Origin of the sequence: Caulobacter flavus (genome assembly GCF_003722335.1) — a bacterium.
Classification (GTDB): domain Bacteria; phylum Pseudomonadota; class Alphaproteobacteria; order Caulobacterales; family Caulobacteraceae; genus Caulobacter; species Caulobacter flavus.
In genome coordinates, this window is sequence record NZ_CP026100.1 from 40,480 (window position 1) to 56,519 (window position 16,040).

At 68.9% G+C, this 16,040-nt stretch carries 17 protein-coding genes; 10 read left to right on the forward strand and 7 right to left on the reverse strand.

The annotated features are described in order from the left end of the window. Positions 1-31 precede the first annotated feature (31 nt). Entirely contained in the window at positions 32-331 is a 300-nt protein-coding gene (rpmB, locus tag C1707_RS00240; protein ID WP_101715328.1) for a 50S ribosomal protein L28, read from the reverse strand. Between the two features lie 211 nt (positions 332-542). Here rpmB and C1707_RS00245 point away from each other — a divergent pair, with 211 nt between their 5' ends. Together C1707_RS00245 and C1707_RS00250 are read left to right on the forward strand one after the other, a co-directional pair. After that, on the forward strand, positions 543-995 hold the full coding sequence (locus C1707_RS00245; RefSeq protein WP_101715343.1) for a DUF3617 domain-containing protein: 453 nt from the start codon (positions 543-545) through the stop codon (positions 993-995). A 288-nt stretch (positions 996-1,283) separates the two neighbouring features. Continuing rightward, on the forward strand, positions 1,284-1,499 hold the full coding sequence (locus C1707_RS00250; protein WP_101715329.1) for an MbtH family protein: 216 nt from the start codon (positions 1,284-1,286) through the stop codon (positions 1,497-1,499). A 6-nt stretch (positions 1,500-1,505) separates the two neighbouring features. Here C1707_RS00250 and C1707_RS00255 read toward each other — a convergent pair whose 3' ends face one another. Next, complete coding sequence (locus C1707_RS00255) at positions 1,506-2,012, reverse strand: winged helix-turn-helix transcriptional regulator (protein WP_101715330.1); 507 nt, start codon at positions 2,010-2,012, stop codon at positions 1,506-1,508. Positions 2,013-2,254: 242 nt separating this feature from the next. Here C1707_RS00255 and C1707_RS00260 point away from each other — a divergent pair, with 242 nt between their 5' ends. The 7 genes from C1707_RS00260 to C1707_RS00290 all read left to right on the forward strand — a co-directional run bounded on the left by C1707_RS00260 (position 2,255) and on the right by C1707_RS00290 (position 9,617). Next, positions 2,255-3,445: an acetyl-CoA C-acyltransferase gene (locus C1707_RS00260; protein ID WP_101715331.1), complete on the forward strand. Its 1,191-nt coding sequence runs from the start codon at positions 2,255-2,257 to the stop codon at positions 3,443-3,445. A 371-nt stretch (positions 3,446-3,816) separates the two neighbouring features. Continuing rightward, a complete protein-coding gene (locus tag C1707_RS00265; protein ID WP_101715332.1) occupies positions 3,817-4,113 on the forward strand; it encodes a hypothetical protein in 297 nt (98 codons plus the stop codon). Next, positions 4,098-4,367, forward strand: coding sequence for a hypothetical protein (locus C1707_RS00270; RefSeq protein ID WP_240633829.1), 270 nt, complete (start codon positions 4,098-4,100; stop codon positions 4,365-4,367). Before C1707_RS00265 ends, C1707_RS00270 begins: the two co-directional genes overlap by 16 nt. Positions 4,368-4,428: 61 nt before the next feature. Continuing rightward, positions 4,429-5,019 (forward strand): peptide-methionine (S)-S-oxide reductase MsrA, encoded by a 591-nt coding sequence (gene msrA / locus C1707_RS00275; protein ID WP_101715334.1) that lies wholly within the window; start codon positions 4,429-4,431, stop codon positions 5,017-5,019. Between the two features lie 214 nt (positions 5,020-5,233). After that, entirely contained in the window at positions 5,234-6,604 is a 1,371-nt protein-coding gene (locus C1707_RS00280; protein WP_101715335.1) for a DUF4139 domain-containing protein, read from the forward strand. A gap of 41 nt (positions 6,605-6,645) precedes the next feature. Next, positions 6,646-8,331 (forward strand): DUF4139 domain-containing protein, encoded by a 1,686-nt coding sequence (locus C1707_RS00285; RefSeq protein ID WP_240633830.1) that lies wholly within the window; start codon positions 6,646-6,648, stop codon positions 8,329-8,331. A gap of 269 nt (positions 8,332-8,600) precedes the next feature. Further along, entirely contained in the window at positions 8,601-9,617 is a 1,017-nt protein-coding gene (locus C1707_RS00290) for a hypothetical protein (protein ID WP_101715336.1), read from the forward strand. Between the two features lie 30 nt (positions 9,618-9,647). Here the strand turns inward: C1707_RS00290 and C1707_RS00295 are convergent, their stop codons facing one another. From C1707_RS00295 to C1707_RS00315, 5 genes are all read right to left on the reverse strand, one after another. Then, positions 9,648-10,262, reverse strand: coding sequence for a DUF1134 domain-containing protein (locus C1707_RS00295; RefSeq protein ID WP_058349935.1), 615 nt, complete (start codon positions 10,260-10,262; stop codon positions 9,648-9,650). A 220-nt stretch (positions 10,263-10,482) separates the two neighbouring features. Next, positions 10,483-11,571 carry an undecaprenyldiphospho-muramoylpentapeptide beta-N-acetylglucosaminyltransferase gene (gene murG / locus C1707_RS00300; protein WP_101715337.1) on the reverse strand — a complete coding sequence of 363 codons (1,089 nt, stop codon included), beginning with the start codon at positions 11,569-11,571 and terminating at the stop codon, positions 10,483-10,485. A gap of 76 nt (positions 11,572-11,647) precedes the next feature. Beyond that, positions 11,648-12,820, reverse strand: coding sequence for a putative lipid II flippase FtsW (ftsW, locus tag C1707_RS00305; protein ID WP_101715338.1), 1,173 nt, complete (start codon positions 12,818-12,820; stop codon positions 11,648-11,650). A gap of 80 nt (positions 12,821-12,900) precedes the next feature. Next, positions 12,901-14,046, reverse strand: coding sequence for an alpha/beta fold hydrolase (locus tag C1707_RS00310; RefSeq protein ID WP_101715339.1), 1,146 nt, complete (start codon positions 14,044-14,046; stop codon positions 12,901-12,903). Between the two features lie 318 nt (positions 14,047-14,364). After that, the gene (locus tag C1707_RS00315) at positions 14,365-15,327 is read right to left on the reverse strand and encodes an IS5 family transposase (RefSeq protein WP_123170698.1); all 963 of its coding nucleotides are present in this window, start codon (positions 15,325-15,327) and stop codon (positions 14,365-14,367) included. 197 nt (positions 15,328-15,524) lie between these two features. Between C1707_RS00315 and C1707_RS00320 the strand changes: the two genes are divergently transcribed. Beyond that, positions 15,525-15,980, forward strand: a complete 456-nt coding sequence (locus C1707_RS00320) for a hypothetical protein (RefSeq protein ID WP_101712398.1) — start codon at positions 15,525-15,527, stop codon at positions 15,978-15,980. Positions 15,981-16,040 lie beyond the last annotated feature (60 nt).

A 16,040-nucleotide genomic window follows, 5' to 3' on the forward strand; every position in this document is an offset into this window, starting at 1 on the left:
CGGGCTTTTCGTACGGCCGGAGCCGAAAGGCTTAGGCGGCCTGCGCGGCGGCCTTGGCCTTGGCCTTCACCTGGGCCTTGATCTTCAGGGCGCGCGGCGACAGCTGCTCGTCCTTGGCGCCCAGCAGGAACACGTCCAGGCCGCCCTTGAAGTCGAGGGTGCGCAGGGCAGCGTTGCTGATGCGCAGCTTGAAGGATTGACCCAGCGATTCCGACTGCAGCGTGGCAGGCGACAGAGCCGGCAGGAAGCGGCGCTTGGTCTTGATGTTCGAGTGGCTCACGTTGTGGCCGATCATCGGACCGACGCCCGTGAGTTCGCAACGGCGCGACATGACGAGTACCTTGGGCTAGGCGAAGCCGAAGGCCCCGCGAACATAATGTCAGGCGCGCTTCCGGACAGGTCCGCCGCGCGAGAGGGGGCGATATAGGCGAGGGAGCCCCATAGAGTCAAGGCGCATGGGCTTGAACGTCGCCATCACCCCGCCTTCAATCACGGTTCATCTGCGACTTCCTATATACGCGACCATGAAGGAGTTCGACCGCATGCGTCCCATCGCCCTCGCCGCCACCGCCCTCGCCGCTTCCGCAGCCGCCCTGGCCGTCGGATTCGCCGCGACCGCGACGGCGCAGGCCGCCGCCCCCAAGGCGACGATTCTTCCGGGCCACTGGGAGTACAGCTACCGCATCGGCATCATCCCGATCGGCAACGAGGACAAGTGCATCAAGCCGGCCGACGCCGCCCAGTTCTCCAAGGGCATCTGCACCCGCCGCTACAAGTGCGAGTACACCACCAACCAGGTCGACGACGGCAAGATCGCGCTGAAGGGGACCTGGACCGACAAGAAGGGCCGCGCGGCCCCGGTCAACGCCAAGGGCAGCTACACCCCCGAGAGCTTCAAGCTCGACATCAAGATGAAGACCGTCGACGGCATGCCCCTGGCCGGCGTCATGAACGCCAAGCGCCTCTCGGCCACCTGCCCCGCCGACGTGAAGTAGGGCGCTCGCGGAACGCCGTTGTGGTTAATCGGCGTTAAGCTACAATAGCTTGTAGGGAACAAATCCCGAATCGGACGGTGTCGGCGATTCGGTCCTGATTCGTTTCGCGCGCGTTCCGGCGCTTCAAGCCTTGCCGTTAACTTGGCTGTGGACGTCCGCCGGTTACCCCCAGCATCCCGCGCCACGATCGCAACCAGGCGGCGCGTGGCCGCCAAGCTCCACCCATGCGATTGACAGCCGGCGCGCCCAGGCCGAGCCTCGCGCCTCAATCAAGGAGGGGAGCCGGACATGCGGGACGAGCAGGAAGACAAGACCCAGTACACGGTGGTCGTGAACCACGAGGAGCAGTACTCGATCTGGCCCGCCGACCGTGAGCTGCCGCTGGGCTGGCAGAGCACCGGCTTCACGGGCCTGAAAAGCCAGTGCCTGGAGTACATCCAGGAAGTCTGGACCGACATGCGGCCCAAGAGCCTGCGCGAGGCCAGGGAAAGAGAGCAGGGCTGAAGCGCCCTACTCGGCCGCCACCTTAACCGCGACGGCTTCCAGCGCCTGGGCCACCGTCGGGCCGGGATCGTCGTGGATCACCCGCGACAGGTCGCGGCCGTCGACCACCTGACCGCAGGCCTCGCAGGCCAGCTTGGGGTGGAAGTCGCAGCCGCAGGCCTTGTGCACGAAATGCACCGGGCCGTTGCCGACGCCGTAGACGTGGCGGTCGCCCCACTCGGCCATGGTCAGCAGCACGCTGGACAGGTCCCGCCCCTTGGCGGTCAGCACGTATTCGTGGCGCGGCGGGCGCTCGGAATAGCGGCGCGTCTCCATCACCCCGTAGCCGACCAGGCTCTTCAGCCGCGCGGCCAGCACGTTGCGGGCCACGCCCAGCCGTTCCTGCCATTGCTCGAAGCGGCGCACGCCCTGGAAGGCGTCGCGCAGGATCAGCAGGGTCCAGGGATCGCCGACGACCTCGAGGGTGGCGGCGATGGCGCAGCGTTGTTCGCTATAGTCGGCGGTGCGGCCCATACGGACGAAAGTGCTGCGTTCCGCCGGGGAATGCAAGGGCCGTTGCTTTTCAGTACGAACCCGAGTAGGTTTTTTATCGCAATTGACTCTCTCGGTTCATTGCTCGACTTTCCGGCCGACGACGGGAGCCGCCCTTCCGCCGCCGGCCGTTTCTTGCGCCCGACTAGCGCGCAAGACGCTTGCGCAAGCGGGCCGACAGAGGGTCTATTCCACCGCAAAATAACCGTATCGGGAGTTCGTCCATGTCCAATCGCGCCGATCCTGTGGTGATCGCCAGCTTCGCCCGCACGCCGATGGGCGGCTTCCAGGGCGCGCTGGGCGGGGTGAAGGCCACCGAACTGGGCGCGACCGCCGTCAAGGCGGCGCTGGAGCGCGCGGGCCTGTCAGGCGACAAGGTCGACCAGATCATCATGGGCTGCGTGCTGCCCGCCGGCCTTGGCCAGGCGCCGGCCCGCCAGGCCGCGCTCGGCGCGGGCCTGCCCAAGTCGGTCGAGGCCACCACCGTCAACAAGATGTGCGGCAGCGGCATGCAGGCCGCGATCATGGCCCACGACGCCCTGCTGGCCGGCAGCGCCGACGTCGTCGTCGCCGGCGGCATGGAGAGCATGACCGGCGCGCCCTACCTGATGGCCAAGCACCGCGGCGGCGCCCGCATCGGTCACGACCAGATCTGGGATTCGATGTACCTGGACGGCCTCGAGGACGCTTATTCGCCCGGCAAGCTGATGGGCGCCTTCGCCGAGGACACCGCGGCCGACTACCAGTTCACCCGCGAGGCCATGGACGACTACGCGACCAAGGGTCTCGCCAAGGCCAAGGCCGCCGTCGAGGGCGGCGCCTTCGCCGCCGAGATCGCCCCGGTGACGGTGACCACCCGCAAGGGCGTCGAGACCGTCGACAAGGACGAGCAGCCGCTGAAGGCCGATCCGGCCAAGATCCCCACCCTGCGCCCGGCCTTCTCGCGCGACGGGGCGATCACGGCGGCCAACTCCAGCTCGATCAGCGACGGCGCGGCCGCCCTGGTCATGACCCGCAAGAGCGTCGCCGAAGCGCTGGGCCTGCCGGTGGTCGCCACCGTGGTCAGCCACGCCGCCCACGCCCACGAGCCGGGCCTGTTCACCACCGCGCCGGTGCCGGCGATGAAGAAGGCGCTCGACCGCGCCGGCTGGAGCGTCGCCGACGTCGACCTGTTCGAGGTCAACGAAGCCTTCGCCGTGGTGGCCATGATCGCCCAGAAGGAACTGGGCATTCCGGACGACAAGCTGAACGTCAACGGCGGCGCCTGCGCCCTGGGCCACCCGATCGGCGCGTCCGGCGCCCGTATTCTGTGCACGCTGATCTCGGCGCTGCAGGCGCGCAAGGCCAAGCGCGGCCTGGCCTCCCTGTGCATCGGCGGCGGCGAGGCCACGGCAATGGCGATCGAACTCGCCTAGTTTGTGCCCAATATGCGGCATTCCAGCCCGTCGCGCGGCAAGACCTTGCGCGACGGGCCGGCAAGCGTTACCTGTTGATCCGCAAGCCTACTGGACCCTTTCCGACCTCATGCCCTCGCACATGATCACCATCGCGCTCTTTACGACTGGCCTCTCGGCCGGCGTCGCGATGTGGTGCGCCATGATGTCGAAGATGAACCAGATTAAAACCGTGCCGGTAAGGACGGGGCAAAGACGGCGCGCAGACTAGGGACCTCCCTGGAAAACCAAGCCTGAGGATCACGAGATCCGAAAAAGCCCCGCCTCCGAAAGGAGCGGGGCTTTTTCGTTGCGCGGTCCGACGGTCCTCAAACCCAAAAGGATCTTCGAACATGAGCTACCTGCCTTCCCCACCCGCCTTCCACAGCGACGACGACGGCGTCACCGTCCACCAGCTGTTCCTGTCGGCCCAGGACGCGCCCAGCGCGCTGGACGCCGTCCGCCAGAGCCTGGCCGACTGCGGCGCCGAGCTGTGCAACCTGTCCCTGAAGCCCGTCGGCCAGCTGGTCGAGGCTTCCTTGCGCGTCCGTCGCCTCGGCGACCAGGCCGCCCGACTGCTCGCCCGCGACCTTGCCGCCTGGCCCGGCGTCAACTCGGCCAGCGTGGAACACCAGTGGGTGCGCCCGTGAGCCTCAAACAGGACGATGAGAAACGCCGCCTTTTCCTCGTGACCGCGCAGGACACGCCCGACGCCCTGATGCGGGTGCTGGGCGTGGCCAGCGTGCAGCAGGTTCGCCTGCGCGCCCTGACCGCCCAGCCCGAGGGGGCCGACTTTTCCATTCGCCTGGAGATCGACGACCAGGGCGACGACCGGGCCCACGCGCTGGCCGCGCGCCTGGCCTCGGTTCCGGCGGTGCGGGGCGTGGGTCACGGTTGGCGCTAACCGGTTCAATCCTTTTGCCGGCTCGCTCCGTACCTATGTCGAGCTTGTGAAAGGACCGCCCATGTTCCGCCGTTTCCTGATCGTCCTGGCCCTGCTGGCCGCACCTCTCTGCGCCCTGCCGGCCACGGCTTCGGCCGCAACCCAGACCGCCGTCTTCGCCGGCGGCTGCTTCTGGTGCATGGAGAACGACATGCGCGGCATCCCCGGCGTCGTGAAGGTCGAGAGCGGCTACACCGGCGGCCACGTCAAGAACCCGACCTATCGCGACGTGACCAGCGAGCGCAGCGGCCACTACGAGGCCGTCCGCGTCACCTACGATCCGGCCAAGATCGAATACGCCTACCTGCTGTCGCGCTACTGGAAGCTGGTGGACCCCACCGACGACGGCGGCCAGTTCTGCGACCGCGGCCCCTCCTACCGCCCCGCCGTCTTCGTCGACGCCCAGCAGCGCCCCGTCGCCGAGCGCTCGCGCGCCCTGGCCGCCCAGCGACTGAAGACCGGCACGATGAAGGCCCAGATCCTGCCGCTGCAGACCTTCTGGCCGGCCGAGGCCTATCACCGCGACTACGCCAGGAACAACGCGGTCGAATACCACCTCTACCGCACCGGCTGCGGGCGCGATCGCCGCCTGACCCAGGTGTGGGGGAAATGACCCTCCCCCTGAAGGGGGAGGTGGCCCGAAGGGCCGGAGGGGGAAGTTCCTGACAACGTCAGTGCTCTCCCGGCCCAGCAAGCACTTCCCCCTCAGTCGCTCCGCGACAGCTCCCCCTCCAGGGGGAGCGCATAAAAATTACACGCATAATCTCTCGACAATCCGTCGCGGGCATGGAAACTTGGCTGCAACGATAGAGGGAGACGCCGCGCCGATGCTTCGCGCCGCTTTGTTCGCCACCGCCTGCGTGGCCGCCGCTTCCGCCGCCCCCGTCTCGATGGCGCTCGCCCAGACCGCCCCCAAGGTCTCGGTCACCATCTACAACAGCAATCTGGCGCTCGTTCAGGATCAGCGGACGATCGACGTCGCCGCCGGCCGCCAGCGGCTGGAGTTCAAGGACGTCTCGGCCGCCATCCGGCCCGAGACCGTCAGCCTGTCCTCGCCGACCCTGGGCGTGGTCGAGCAGAACTTCGACTACGACCTCCTGACCCCAGACAAGCTGATGGAGAAGGCGGTCGGCCGGCAGATCAAGATCGTCCGGACCAATCCCGGCGACGGCAAGGAGACCACCGAGACCGCCACGGTGCTGGCCGCCAACGAGGGCGTGGTGCTGAAGATCGGCGACCGCATCGAGGTGCTGCGCGACGACGGCGTGCCCACCCGGGTGATCTTCGACAAGGTGCCCGAGACCCTGCGCGCCCGCCCGACCCTGTCGGTGACGGTCAACGCCGACAAGGCCGGCCCCACGCCTGTGACCCTCAGCTACCTGACCTCGGGCCTGTCGTGGGCCGCCGACTACGTCGCCCTGTTCGACGAGAAGAAGGGCGCGCTGGACCTGCAGGGCTGGATCACCCTGCAGAACAATTCCGGCACGGCCTTCGAGAACGCCCAGACCCAGCTGGTGGCCGGCAATGTCAGCCAGTTCAACGGCGGCGGCGTGCGTGGCGTCACCTCGGCCGGAACCGAGGGCAGCGATCGCGAGCGCATCGCCGACTACTACATCTATCCCCTGCCCGAGCGGACCACGATCGCCTCCAACCAGAGCAAGCAGGTCGGCTTCCTCAGCGCCCAGTCCGTGCCGGCCAAGAAGGTCTACGAGGTGCGCGAATACGGCTTCTCCAGCGACGAGAACCCGCAGAAGGCCATCACCGCCATCCAGTTCAGTAATTCCAAGCTGAAGGGCCTGGGCGACCAGCTGCCGGCGGGCACGATGCGCGTCTACATGCGCGACCAGGCCGGCGACCCCAAGTTCATCGGCGAGAACGCCATCGGCCACACCTCGGCCGGCTCGGAGCTGTCGATCAAGACCGGCGAGGCGTTCGACGTCTCCAGCCAGGCCACCCTGGTCTCGCAGGAGAAGATCTCCAAGACCCGCTCGCGCTATGTGATGAAGTACCTGGTCCGCAACGCCCGGCCCGAGGCCGTGACCGTCGAGCTGCGCCAGGCCGGCCTGTGGCGCGACGGCAAGGTCACCGACGAAAGCCTGCCCAGCCGCCGCATCGACGCCCGCACCCTGGCCTGGAGCGTGCCCGTGCCCGCCAACGGCGAAACCGTCCTGACCTTCACGGTGGACAACGGCTGGTGAGCCCTCGCCTAAACCATCAGGAACCTCCCCCTGCGGGGGAGGTGTCGAAGGCGACGGTGGGGGGAATAACCGCAGGCCTTGCCACGCCCACCGCCGGTCGCTTCGCGACCGCCTCCCCCACGGGGGGAGGTTCCCTGCTGCTGCGCACAACCCTCGCCGCCCTCGCCCTCCTCTCCGCGCCCCTCGCCGCCCGCGCCGACACCATCCCCTCGCCCGCCGCCGAGGCCGTGGCGGTCACGCTCTATCGCGACGGCCAGGGCCCGGTGCAGAAGCTGTCGCCCTGGGAGAAGCAGCAGGCCTTCGAGAAGGGCCTGGTGCTGGTCAGCGAGACCCGCACGGTCGCGCTGCCGGCCGGCCGCCACACCCTGCGCTTCGACGGCGTCGCCGAGGGCCTGATCCCGCAGAGCGCGGCCATCGAGGGCCTGCCGTCCGGCGCGGTCGAGCGCAACTACGACTACGCCCTGCTCAGCCCCGGTACCCTGGTCGAGCGCTCGCTGGGCAAGCCGGTCAAGATCGTGCGCACCAACCGCGAGACCGGCCGCCAGTCCACGGTCGAGGCCACCCTGATCCAGGGCCCGGCCGGCCTGATGGTCCAGACTGCGGACGGCGTCGAGGCGCTGGGCTGCTCGGGCGGTCCCGAGCGCCTGGTCTTCGACCGCGCGCCCGATGGCCTGTCCAGCAAGCCGGCCCTGTCGGCCGTGATCGACGTGCCGATGGCCGGGACGTACGCGCTGACCCTGACCTACCTGGCGATCGGCGTGAACTGGCAGGCCGACTACGTCGCCACCCTCAATCCCGACGGCCAGACCCTGGACCTGCTGGGCTGGCTGACCGTGATGAACAGCTCGGGAACCAGCTTCGCCGACGCGCCGACCCAGCTGGTGGCGGGCAAGCTGTCGCGCGTGCCGGTCAACATCAGCCGCGCCCGCGTGGTCCCGGTGCGCCGAGACTGCTGGCCGATGGACACCACCACCCACGGCCAGCCGGCGATGATGCCGATGGACGTGGGGGCCATGCCCGCGATGATGGCTCCGCCCCCGCCGCCACCTCCTCCGCCGCCCGCGCCCATGATGGAGATGCGTTCGGCCGTGGCGGCCAAACGGGTCATGGCCGAGCAGTCGGATCTGGGCGACTACAAGCTCTACACCCTGCCCGAGCCCGTGACCGTGGCCGCCCGCCAGACCAAGCAGATGGCCTTCCTCGACGAGAAGGCCGTGCGCTACCAGCGGCTCTACGTCGTGCCGGTCAGCCCGTGGAACGACTACGACCAAGAACAGGCGATCGACGCGCCCCAGGTGGTGCTGCGCCTTGAGAACAAGAAGACCGAAGGCCTGGGCAAGCCCCTGCCGTCGGGCGCCCTGTCGGTGATGGAGACGGTCGGCGGCCTGCCCGCCTTCGCCGGCGAGCAGGCCGTGCGCGACGTCGCCGTGGGCGAGCCGGCCGACCTGATGATCGGCCAGGGCATGGACGTCCGCGCCCGGCCGCGCCTGGTCGAGGACAAGCGCGCCAACAAGACGACCGTGAGACGGACCTACGAGGTCGACCTGGCCAACAACAAGTCGATCCCGATCACCGTCGAGATCCGCCACGATCCGAACGTCCAGTTCTTCAAGGTGGTCTCCGAGCCGGCCAAGCACGACATCCGCCAGGGCCAGGTCGCCTGGCGCGTGACGTTGCAGCCGGGCGAAAGCCGCGTCTTCCGCTACGCCGTCAGGCACGCCGGCTGAGACCCCCCCAGGCGTGTCCGAAGCGCCACAGCAACCCTGCGACGTGCGAAATCGGCGAACGCCGGTCTTGCGGCGGCGCGCGGCGCATGAGATCAGCCCGCTCCCGATCAGATCTCCGGAGTCGAACCGCCGCATGACCTTTCTCGCCGCACAGCTGAAGCCGCCGATGACGGCGGAATGGCGCGCGTCGACCAAGGCGCGCCCGGCCCTTCGCCCCACCGTTTTCAACCGCTGATCGCGGCCGCTCCGGCCGCGTCCGGAGCTCTTCGATGTCCATCCTGCCCCTGGCCGGGCCGTCCCAGACGGCCTCGCCCCTGCTGCGCCTGATCGCGCCCGACTATGCCGACACCCTGGCCACGCTGTGGCCCGCGCCTCACACGCCGTTCCTGACCGCCGCCGCCGCGCGGCGCCATCTCGTCTGCCTGATGCTGGCCGTCGACCCCGTCGGCCCCGTGCCGCTGGACGTCGCCAGGCTGCTTGAGGAGCCGCTACGCAAGGCCGTGCGGCTTGTGCTCGACCCCGCTCCCGACGGCCTGCGCCGGGCGCTGGAGCGGCTGGGCGAGATCGCCTGGAGCCCCGCCGACTACCGCGCCCTCTCGGTCCTGCTGGCCGAGCCGGCGACGGCCAAGCGGCTGCGCCACGCCGAGACGATCACGCCTGAGCAGGTCCGCACCCTGGCCGCCCTGCCCGCCACGGTCCGTGACGCCGGCGGCCCGGCCGTGCGGATGACGCCGCCCCAGGCCGAACTGCTGGCCGAGGCGCACGCCATGCTCTCGCGCCGGCTGACGCCGACGGTGCTGGACGAGCGCGTGCGGGCGTGGTCCCAGGCCGCCAACGCCCGGGCGCTGTTCGGGCTGGTCGCCGACGACTTCCGCCACGAGCTGCCCAAGCCGCCGCATCCGGGCACCGACCGGCTGAAGCCGCTGGAGACCGTGGCCGCCATCCGCGACGCGGCCCGGCGCTATCGCAACTGCCTGGAGGGCTATGTCGACCACGCCCTCGACGAGCGCAGCGCCATCTACGAGTGGCTGCCCGCGCCGGGGGCGGTGATCGAGCTGACGCCCGACAGCTTCTTCGGCTGGCGACTGGACCAGGCGCGGCTGCGCAGCAACAAGGGCGTGGACGAGGCGACGCGTCAGGCCATCGTCGCCGAGCTGCGCGGCATGGGCCTGCATGTCGGCCGCAGCGCCTGGCAGGTGCGCCGGGCGCTGAACCAGGCGGCGTCGCCGGGCTTCAAGCTGGAGCCGCTGGACGCCGCGATCGCCGAGTACTTCACCGACGACTGAACGGTCGTCGGTGAAGACCGGCTTGGAACCTTAGAACGGCAGGATGTTGCGCTGGCGGCTGTAGGCCAGGTAGCCGATGTTGGCGCCCAGGCGCAGGCCGACGCCGGCCCGGATCGGGGCCAGAACGATGGTGTCGGCCTTCTGGTAGTTGACGCCCAGGCCGCCCACGAGATAGGCGCTGCCCTCGACGCCGGGGAAGCGGCGGAAGATGGCGTCCGGATACTGCAGGTTATAGCACAGGGTGAAGACCCGGCTGGCGTTGCCGCCCCAGTCCCAGCCCACCGACGGGCCCTGCCAGTACACTTCCTGGGTCGGGCGATCCTTCATGTAGAGCAGGCCGCGGCCGTAGCGCAGGCCCACCGCGATGGCGCCAGAGCCCTCCTCGCCGGCCACGTAGCCGGTGGGCTGGCCGCGCTCGCGGAAAATCCGCTCGATCGCCGCGCCGGCGCTCTCGGCCGTCACGCCCAGGAAGTCGGAGGTGGCGCGGACCATCTCGTCGGCCGAGTAGGTCGCCGCCGCGCCGGTGTCGTAGGCCGGCCCGTTCGGATCGGGATTGCGCGGCTGGGAGGTGCTGGCGCAGGCGCCGAGGCCAACGGAGGTCAGGCCCGAGGCCATGCCGGAGAGGATCAGCGAGCGGCGGTCCATGTGTCTTTCTCGCAAGTCTAGAGCGTGGCAGCCGAAAGTGTCGGCGGTTTCGGCGACCGCCACGCTCTCATGCTTCATTTAGAGACCGCCTGTCTGCTCCTGGCGGGCCAGGAACAGGCGGGCTCTACGTGTCTGCACTGTCACAGGCTTTCATGTCGGGTTTGGGGCGCGTTGCTTAACGGGCGGTTAAGCATGTTCCGCGCTCCGGCCCAGCACGCCTCTAACGCGCGGTGCGCTCCACCAGGTCCGCCAGATGCTCGGCCGCGTCGGGCACGGCCGCCGACCGGGCGCCCTTGGCCATGCGGGCCAGGCGCTCGGGGCTCTTGAGCAGGGCGTTCAGCGCCCCGGCCAAGGCGTCGACCGTCAGCTCGTCCTCGAGGCACACCGCCGCGCCGCCGGCTTCTTCCAGCAGCTTGGCGTTGAAGCGCTGGTGGTCGTCGGCGGCGATCTTCAGCGGCACCAGGATCGACGGGCGGCCGGCCACGGCCAGCTCGCAGCAGGTCGACGAACCGGCGCGGCCGACGACGATGTGGCTCTGGCGCAGGCGCCCGGCCATGTCGCGGAAGAACGGCGCGACCTCGCAGTCGACCATGGCGTTGCGATAGATCTTGCGGGCGTGCTCCATGCTCTCGGCGCGAGCCTGCTGGAACACCTTCATGCGGCCGCGCATCTCCTCGGGCAGCTTGGCGATGGCTTCGGGCACCAGCTCCGACAGCAGGCGCGCGCCCTGGCTGCCGCCGGTCACCAGGATGCGCAGCTGCACCTCGGGCGGCAGGTAGGCGACGTCGGCCAGGGCCCGGATCTCCGGACGCACCGGGCTGCCCACCACGTGGGCGCGGGCCTTCACGGCCGGCTTGGCCAGTTGCAGGGTCGGGAAGGCGCAGGCCACCTCGGTGACGTGGGGCGCCAGGAAGCGGTTCACCCGGCCCAGCACCGCGTTCTGCTCGTGGATCACCGTGGGGCGCTTTTCCAGCAGCGCCGCCAGCAGCGCCGGCAGTGCCGGGTATCCGCCAAAGCCGACGACGACCTGCGGGTTCAACCGCGCGAAGGCCTGCCTGGCCTGCATCACGCCCTGGAACACGGCCACGCCGGCCTTGACCATGCCGATCGGGTCGCCGGCCTTGGCGGTGGCGGCCGACAGGGCCAGCCGCTCCTGGGCGGGGAACTTGTCGGCGTAGAACGCGCCGCGCTCGTCGGTGGCCAGCACCACGCGCCAGCCGCGCGCGATCAGGGCCTCCGACAGCGCCTGGGCCGGGAACATGTGGCCGCCGGTGCCCCCGGCGGCGACGATCGCAAGCTTGCCGCTCATCAGGCCAGATCCGCCGCACGCATGGCGGAAACCAGGAAGGTGTTACGCAACTGCAGTCTCCCTAACCCGAGAGCCTTCAGTCGAAGGCGCCGGTCTGACCGAACGGCCCGCCGCCGCCATAGGACCCGGGCCGCTTGCGCGTCAGCGCCAGCGCCATACCCAGGGTGAGCCCCATGGCCAGCATCGACGAGCCGCCGTAGCTGATGAACGGTAGGGTCATGCCCTTGGTCGGGATCATGTTCAAGTTCACAGCGACATTGATGAACGTCTGCTGGCCCAGCAGGACGAAAAGCCCGGCCGAAGCCACCTGCTCGAAGGGGTCGGCCAGCTTCATCGACTTGTAGAGCCCGCGCACCACGATGAAGGCGAACAGGCTGATCAGGGCCAGCGAGAAGACCAGGCCGTACTCTTCGGCCGCCACCGAATAGATGAAGTCGGTATGCAGGTCGGGCACGTGGCGCTTCATGACGCCCTCGCCCGGGCCGCGCCCGAACAGGCCGCCGGCGTGGATGGCCTCGGCGGCGCGGGTCACCTGGTGGGTGTCGGCCTGGTCGGGGCTGAGGAACTTCTGCACGCGGGCATGCACGTGATCGAACAGGAAATAGGTCGAGGCCAGCCCGCCCAGCGCCACCGCGCCCAGGCCCATGATCCACGAGATCGGCACCCCGGCCATCCAGAAGGCGGCCCCGAAGGCGATAGTGATCAGCACGGTCTGGCCGACGTCGGGCTGCATCAGCAGCAAAGCGACGGCGATGAAGTAGAGGCCGAAGGCGATCGACACGCCCGGCACGCCCTCGCCCTTCTGGCCCTCGGCGAACATCCACGAGACCAGGATGATCAGGGCCGGCTTCATGAACTCCGACGGCTGGAAGGTGAAGCCGCCGATCATCAGCCAGCGGGCCGCGCCCTTGGCGCTGTGGCCGATGAACGGCAGGGCCGCCATGACGCCGATCGAGACGATGTAGATGAAGAAGGCCGCCCGCCGGATGCCCTTGGGGCTGAGCATCGACACGGCCAGCACAATGGTCGCAGCCCCGACGCCGAACACCAGCTGGCGAATGGCGAAGTGGAACTGGTCGTCGATGCCGATCCGCTGGGCGGCGGCCGGGCTGGAGGCGAACGACAGCAGGACGCCCAGCGTGACCAGGATCGCGGTCGCGCCCAGCAGCCAGCGGTCGGTCGTCCACCACCACACCCCGAGGGGCGAGCGGTCGGTCCGGGCGAAGGCGTGGGCGGTCTGCTGGCGCATGGGGGCAAGAGTCGGCCGTTACGGTTAATCGAATCTTGCCGCCGACCGCGACGAAATCGCGGCCGGCCGGTTTTTCTCCGCTATTCCACAGGCTTGACCACCGGAGGGGCCGTCGGCGTGTCGGCCGGACGACCGTACTCCCAGGCCCGGGCCAGCGGCAGCACGTGATCGTGCAGCGCCTGGCCGAAGCGGACCGACTGCATCTGGATCGCGGCGTGGCCGGTGTTCGGCAGGATCACCAGCTCCTTGCCTGGCGCCCGCAGGCCGTCGAACCAGGGCCGGACGAAGTCGGGATGGTCGTATTCGCCCTGGATGATCACCATCGGCAGGACGAAGTCCTGGCCCAGCGGCGCGGCCTTCCAGAACTGGTTGGCCTTGTAGACGGCCAGGGAGCGCTGGCGGCGGATGATCCTGCCCGCGTCCTTGTGGGTGATCAGGTCCTTGAGGCTCCAGTCGGGCATGGCCAGGGCCTGGCGGTAGATCTGGCCCTCGGTCTTCTTGGGCCCCTCGGTCTTCAGATAGACCGGCTCCAGGGCGTCGATCTCCTTCCAGCGGCTGGGCGGATCGTAGGGCGGCGGGCCGAAGGCGGTCAGCTTGGCCAGCAACTCCGGATGCTTGCCGGTCTTGGCCACCGCCAGCATGTGGTCATAGACGTGGCGATCGCGGGCGTCATTGTCGACCGCCTGGCCGGTGCCGACATAGACCGAAAACAGGTCGGGCCGCTTCTGGGCCATGGTCAGTGACACCCGCGAGCCCCACGACCAGCCCAGCAGCGCGATGCGCGGCTTGTGCAGACGGCCCTTCAGGTGTTCGGCCAGAGCGATGCCGTCGGTGACGAAGCTGTCCACGCCCTGGTTCGGATCGATCTTGCCGCCCGCCCGGGCCAGGCTCTTGCCGTGGTCGCGACGGTCCCAGTGGACGACCGTGAAGTCCTTCTCCCAGCTCTTGAAGTCCTCGGCGAACAGCGAGGTGGGCACCCCGCCGCCGTGGACGACCAGCAGCACCGGATTGTCGACGTTCTCTCCCCGGACCACGACCCACTGCTCGCCGCTGGGCAGCTTGACGAAGCCGGCCTCCTGGATCCCGTCCTTGGCGTCGATCCGCAGCCGCTCGGCCGTCTGGTGCTGCAGGAACCCACGCGTCGCCGCCGCGCCGCCCACGACCGCGATCGACACGGCCGCCACCCCGACCGCGCCCAGGCGCAGCCACGTCTTCAGCTTGCTCATCTCGGTTTATCCCCGTACATTGATTTACAGGCGTAGACTGCATAAGGCGGTTATTTTTACAAGCGTAGTTTTGCGAATGGAAGCGCAAAGAACCTCCCCGTCTGGGGGAGGCGATCGCGCAGCGATCGGTGGGGGAATTGATGCGGGACCAGCCGGCGCTTCGGAAGCTGAGAACGTCCCCCCTCCGGCCCTCTGGGCCACCTCCCCCAGAGGGGACCGCTGCAATACGCCTCTGTAGGAGTGCTGGGGACGCGGAGTGGTCGTTCTGAGGCCTCCTTTTGGAGGTCTCAGGTCGATCGGGACGGACGGGTGGCGTGATCAGGCCGTCAGGATGGCGGCGCGGCGCAGGTTGAAGGCCATGGCGGTGAGCAGCACTTGGCCGGCGGCCTTGGCCATCCCCAGATAGCGAACCCGCGTCAGACCCATGCGGCGCTTCCAGGTGGCGAAAGTGGTTTCCACGGCGGCGCGACGACGGGCGATCAGGTCGTTAAGGCGCTTCTGGCGATCGCTCAGGGGATGATAGCGGTTGGGGCGGCGCATCAGTCTGGGCTTCACGCCGGCCTGCTTGAGCCGATCGCGGCGAGCGTGGGTGTCATAGGCCTTGTCGGCGTAGACGGCCGCCTCGTCGCCCCGGATCAGGGCGTCGGCCGGGACGGTGTCGTTGACGTTTGCGGGGGTGGTGATCACCGCCCGCACCAAGCCCGAGCCCTGATCGACATTCACGTGGGCCTTGTAGCCGTAGGTCGAGCCAGACTTGCCCTTGTGCTTGGCGAAGGCCGCGTCGGGGTCCCTGGCCTTCGCCAGGGCATCGGGACCGCCCCGGGGACGTGGCGTGGCCGCCTCGATCAAGGTGGCGTCCAGCATCGCGCCCTGCTTGAGCACCAGGCCCGCGCCTTCCAACTGGCGATCCAGCTCGTCGAACAGCCGCTCGAGCAATCGCTGGCTCACCAACCGGTTACGAAACCGGCACAGCGTCGTGTGATCGGGAACCGCGTCCTCCAGGCTCAGCCCCACAAACCGGCTGAACGAAAGGCTGTCGCCCAGCCGGAACTCCAGCTCAGCGTCCGATAACCCGTACCAGGCCTGCAGCAGGAGCGCCTTGAACAGCAGCAGCGGCCGGTAGCCCGGACGTCCCGGGCCATCCTCGCGAAGACCCGCCAGGGCCTTCTCGAAGCCCGACCAGTCCACCAGCGCCGACACTCGATCCAACGCCGCGCTGCCCGCCCGGCGACCAGCGCCGATCTCTCCAAATCCAAGCTGGCCCGTCGCCTTCACCGACATCGCAATCCTCCCGCTTCAACGCCAAGGAATCACAGCCAGCCAATTTCGCAACAGTCCCCCAGAGGGGGAGGAGCTTTGGGATTCGCCTTCCTCGTCCTCGCGCCCCGAACTCGCGCACCAACGTTCTCCAACCTCTGGACGGATCGTCTCAACAGGCGGATGCTTCCGAACTTCACGGTCCAGCTTGGGAGGGCTTGATGACCGCTGTGAACACCCTGTCCGCAGGGGGCAAGACCCCGTGGCATGTCTGGCTGGTCGGCGTGGTCGCCGTGCTGTTCAACGCCATCGGCGTCTTCGACTTTACGATGAGCATGGCGCAGGGCGAGGCCTACATGGCCAGCGCCGGCATGACGCCCGACCAGATCGGCCACTATCGCGAGATGCCCGCCTGGATGACGCTCGTCTGGGCGATCGGCGTGTTCGGCGCCTTCGGGGCCTCGGTGCTGGTGCTGCTGCGCCGGAAGCTGGCCTTCGGCGTCTTCGCCGTCTCGCTGGCGGCGTTCCTGGTCAGCCTAGCCTACACCTACCTGCTGACGGACGGCGGCAAGGTGATGGGCCAGCAGATGGCGATCACCAGCGCCGTCATCGCGGCGCTGCTGGCGTTCTTCACCTGGTACGCCTGGGCGATGGGGAAGCGCGGGGTGTTGAGGTAGGACTTCAAGCCCCTCCCCCTTCCCGTCATTCCCGCCCTTGTGGCGGGAAGCCCTCTGTAA

Coding starts and splice junctions, on each gene's coding strand:
- rpmB (WP_101715328.1), bottom strand. CDS start 331: ATGTCGCGCCGTTGCGAACTCACGGGCGTCGGTCCGATGATCGGCCAC.
- C1707_RS00245 (WP_101715343.1), top strand. CDS start 543: ATGCGTCCCATCGCCCTCGCCGCCACCGCCCTCGCCGCTTCCGCAGCC.
- C1707_RS00250 (WP_101715329.1), top strand. CDS start 1,284: ATGCGGGACGAGCAGGAAGACAAGACCCAGTACACGGTGGTCGTGAAC.
- C1707_RS00255 (WP_101715330.1), bottom strand. CDS start 2,012: ATGGGCCGCACCGCCGACTATAGCGAACAACGCTGCGCCATCGCCGCC.
- C1707_RS00260 (WP_101715331.1), top strand. CDS start 2,255: ATGTCCAATCGCGCCGATCCTGTGGTGATCGCCAGCTTCGCCCGCACG.
- C1707_RS00265 (WP_101715332.1), top strand. CDS start 3,817: ATGAGCTACCTGCCTTCCCCACCCGCCTTCCACAGCGACGACGACGGC.
- msrA (WP_101715334.1), top strand. CDS start 4,429: ATGTTCCGCCGTTTCCTGATCGTCCTGGCCCTGCTGGCCGCACCTCTC.
- C1707_RS00280 (WP_101715335.1), top strand. CDS start 5,234: ATGCTTCGCGCCGCTTTGTTCGCCACCGCCTGCGTGGCCGCCGCTTCC.
- C1707_RS00290 (WP_101715336.1), top strand. CDS start 8,601: ATGTCCATCCTGCCCCTGGCCGGGCCGTCCCAGACGGCCTCGCCCCTG.
- C1707_RS00295 (WP_058349935.1), bottom strand. CDS start 10,262: ATGGACCGCCGCTCGCTGATCCTCTCCGGCATGGCCTCGGGCCTGACC.
- murG (WP_101715337.1), bottom strand. CDS start 11,571: ATGAGCGGCAAGCTTGCGATCGTCGCCGCCGGGGGCACCGGCGGCCAC.
- ftsW (WP_101715338.1), bottom strand. CDS start 12,820: ATGCGCCAGCAGACCGCCCACGCCTTCGCCCGGACCGACCGCTCGCCC.
- C1707_RS00310 (WP_101715339.1), bottom strand. CDS start 14,046: ATGAGCAAGCTGAAGACGTGGCTGCGCCTGGGCGCGGTCGGGGTGGCG.
- C1707_RS00315 (WP_123170698.1), bottom strand. CDS start 15,327: ATGTCGGTGAAGGCGACGGGCCAGCTTGGATTTGGAGAGATCGGCGCT.
- C1707_RS00320 (WP_101712398.1), top strand. CDS start 15,525: ATGACCGCTGTGAACACCCTGTCCGCAGGGGGCAAGACCCCGTGGCAT.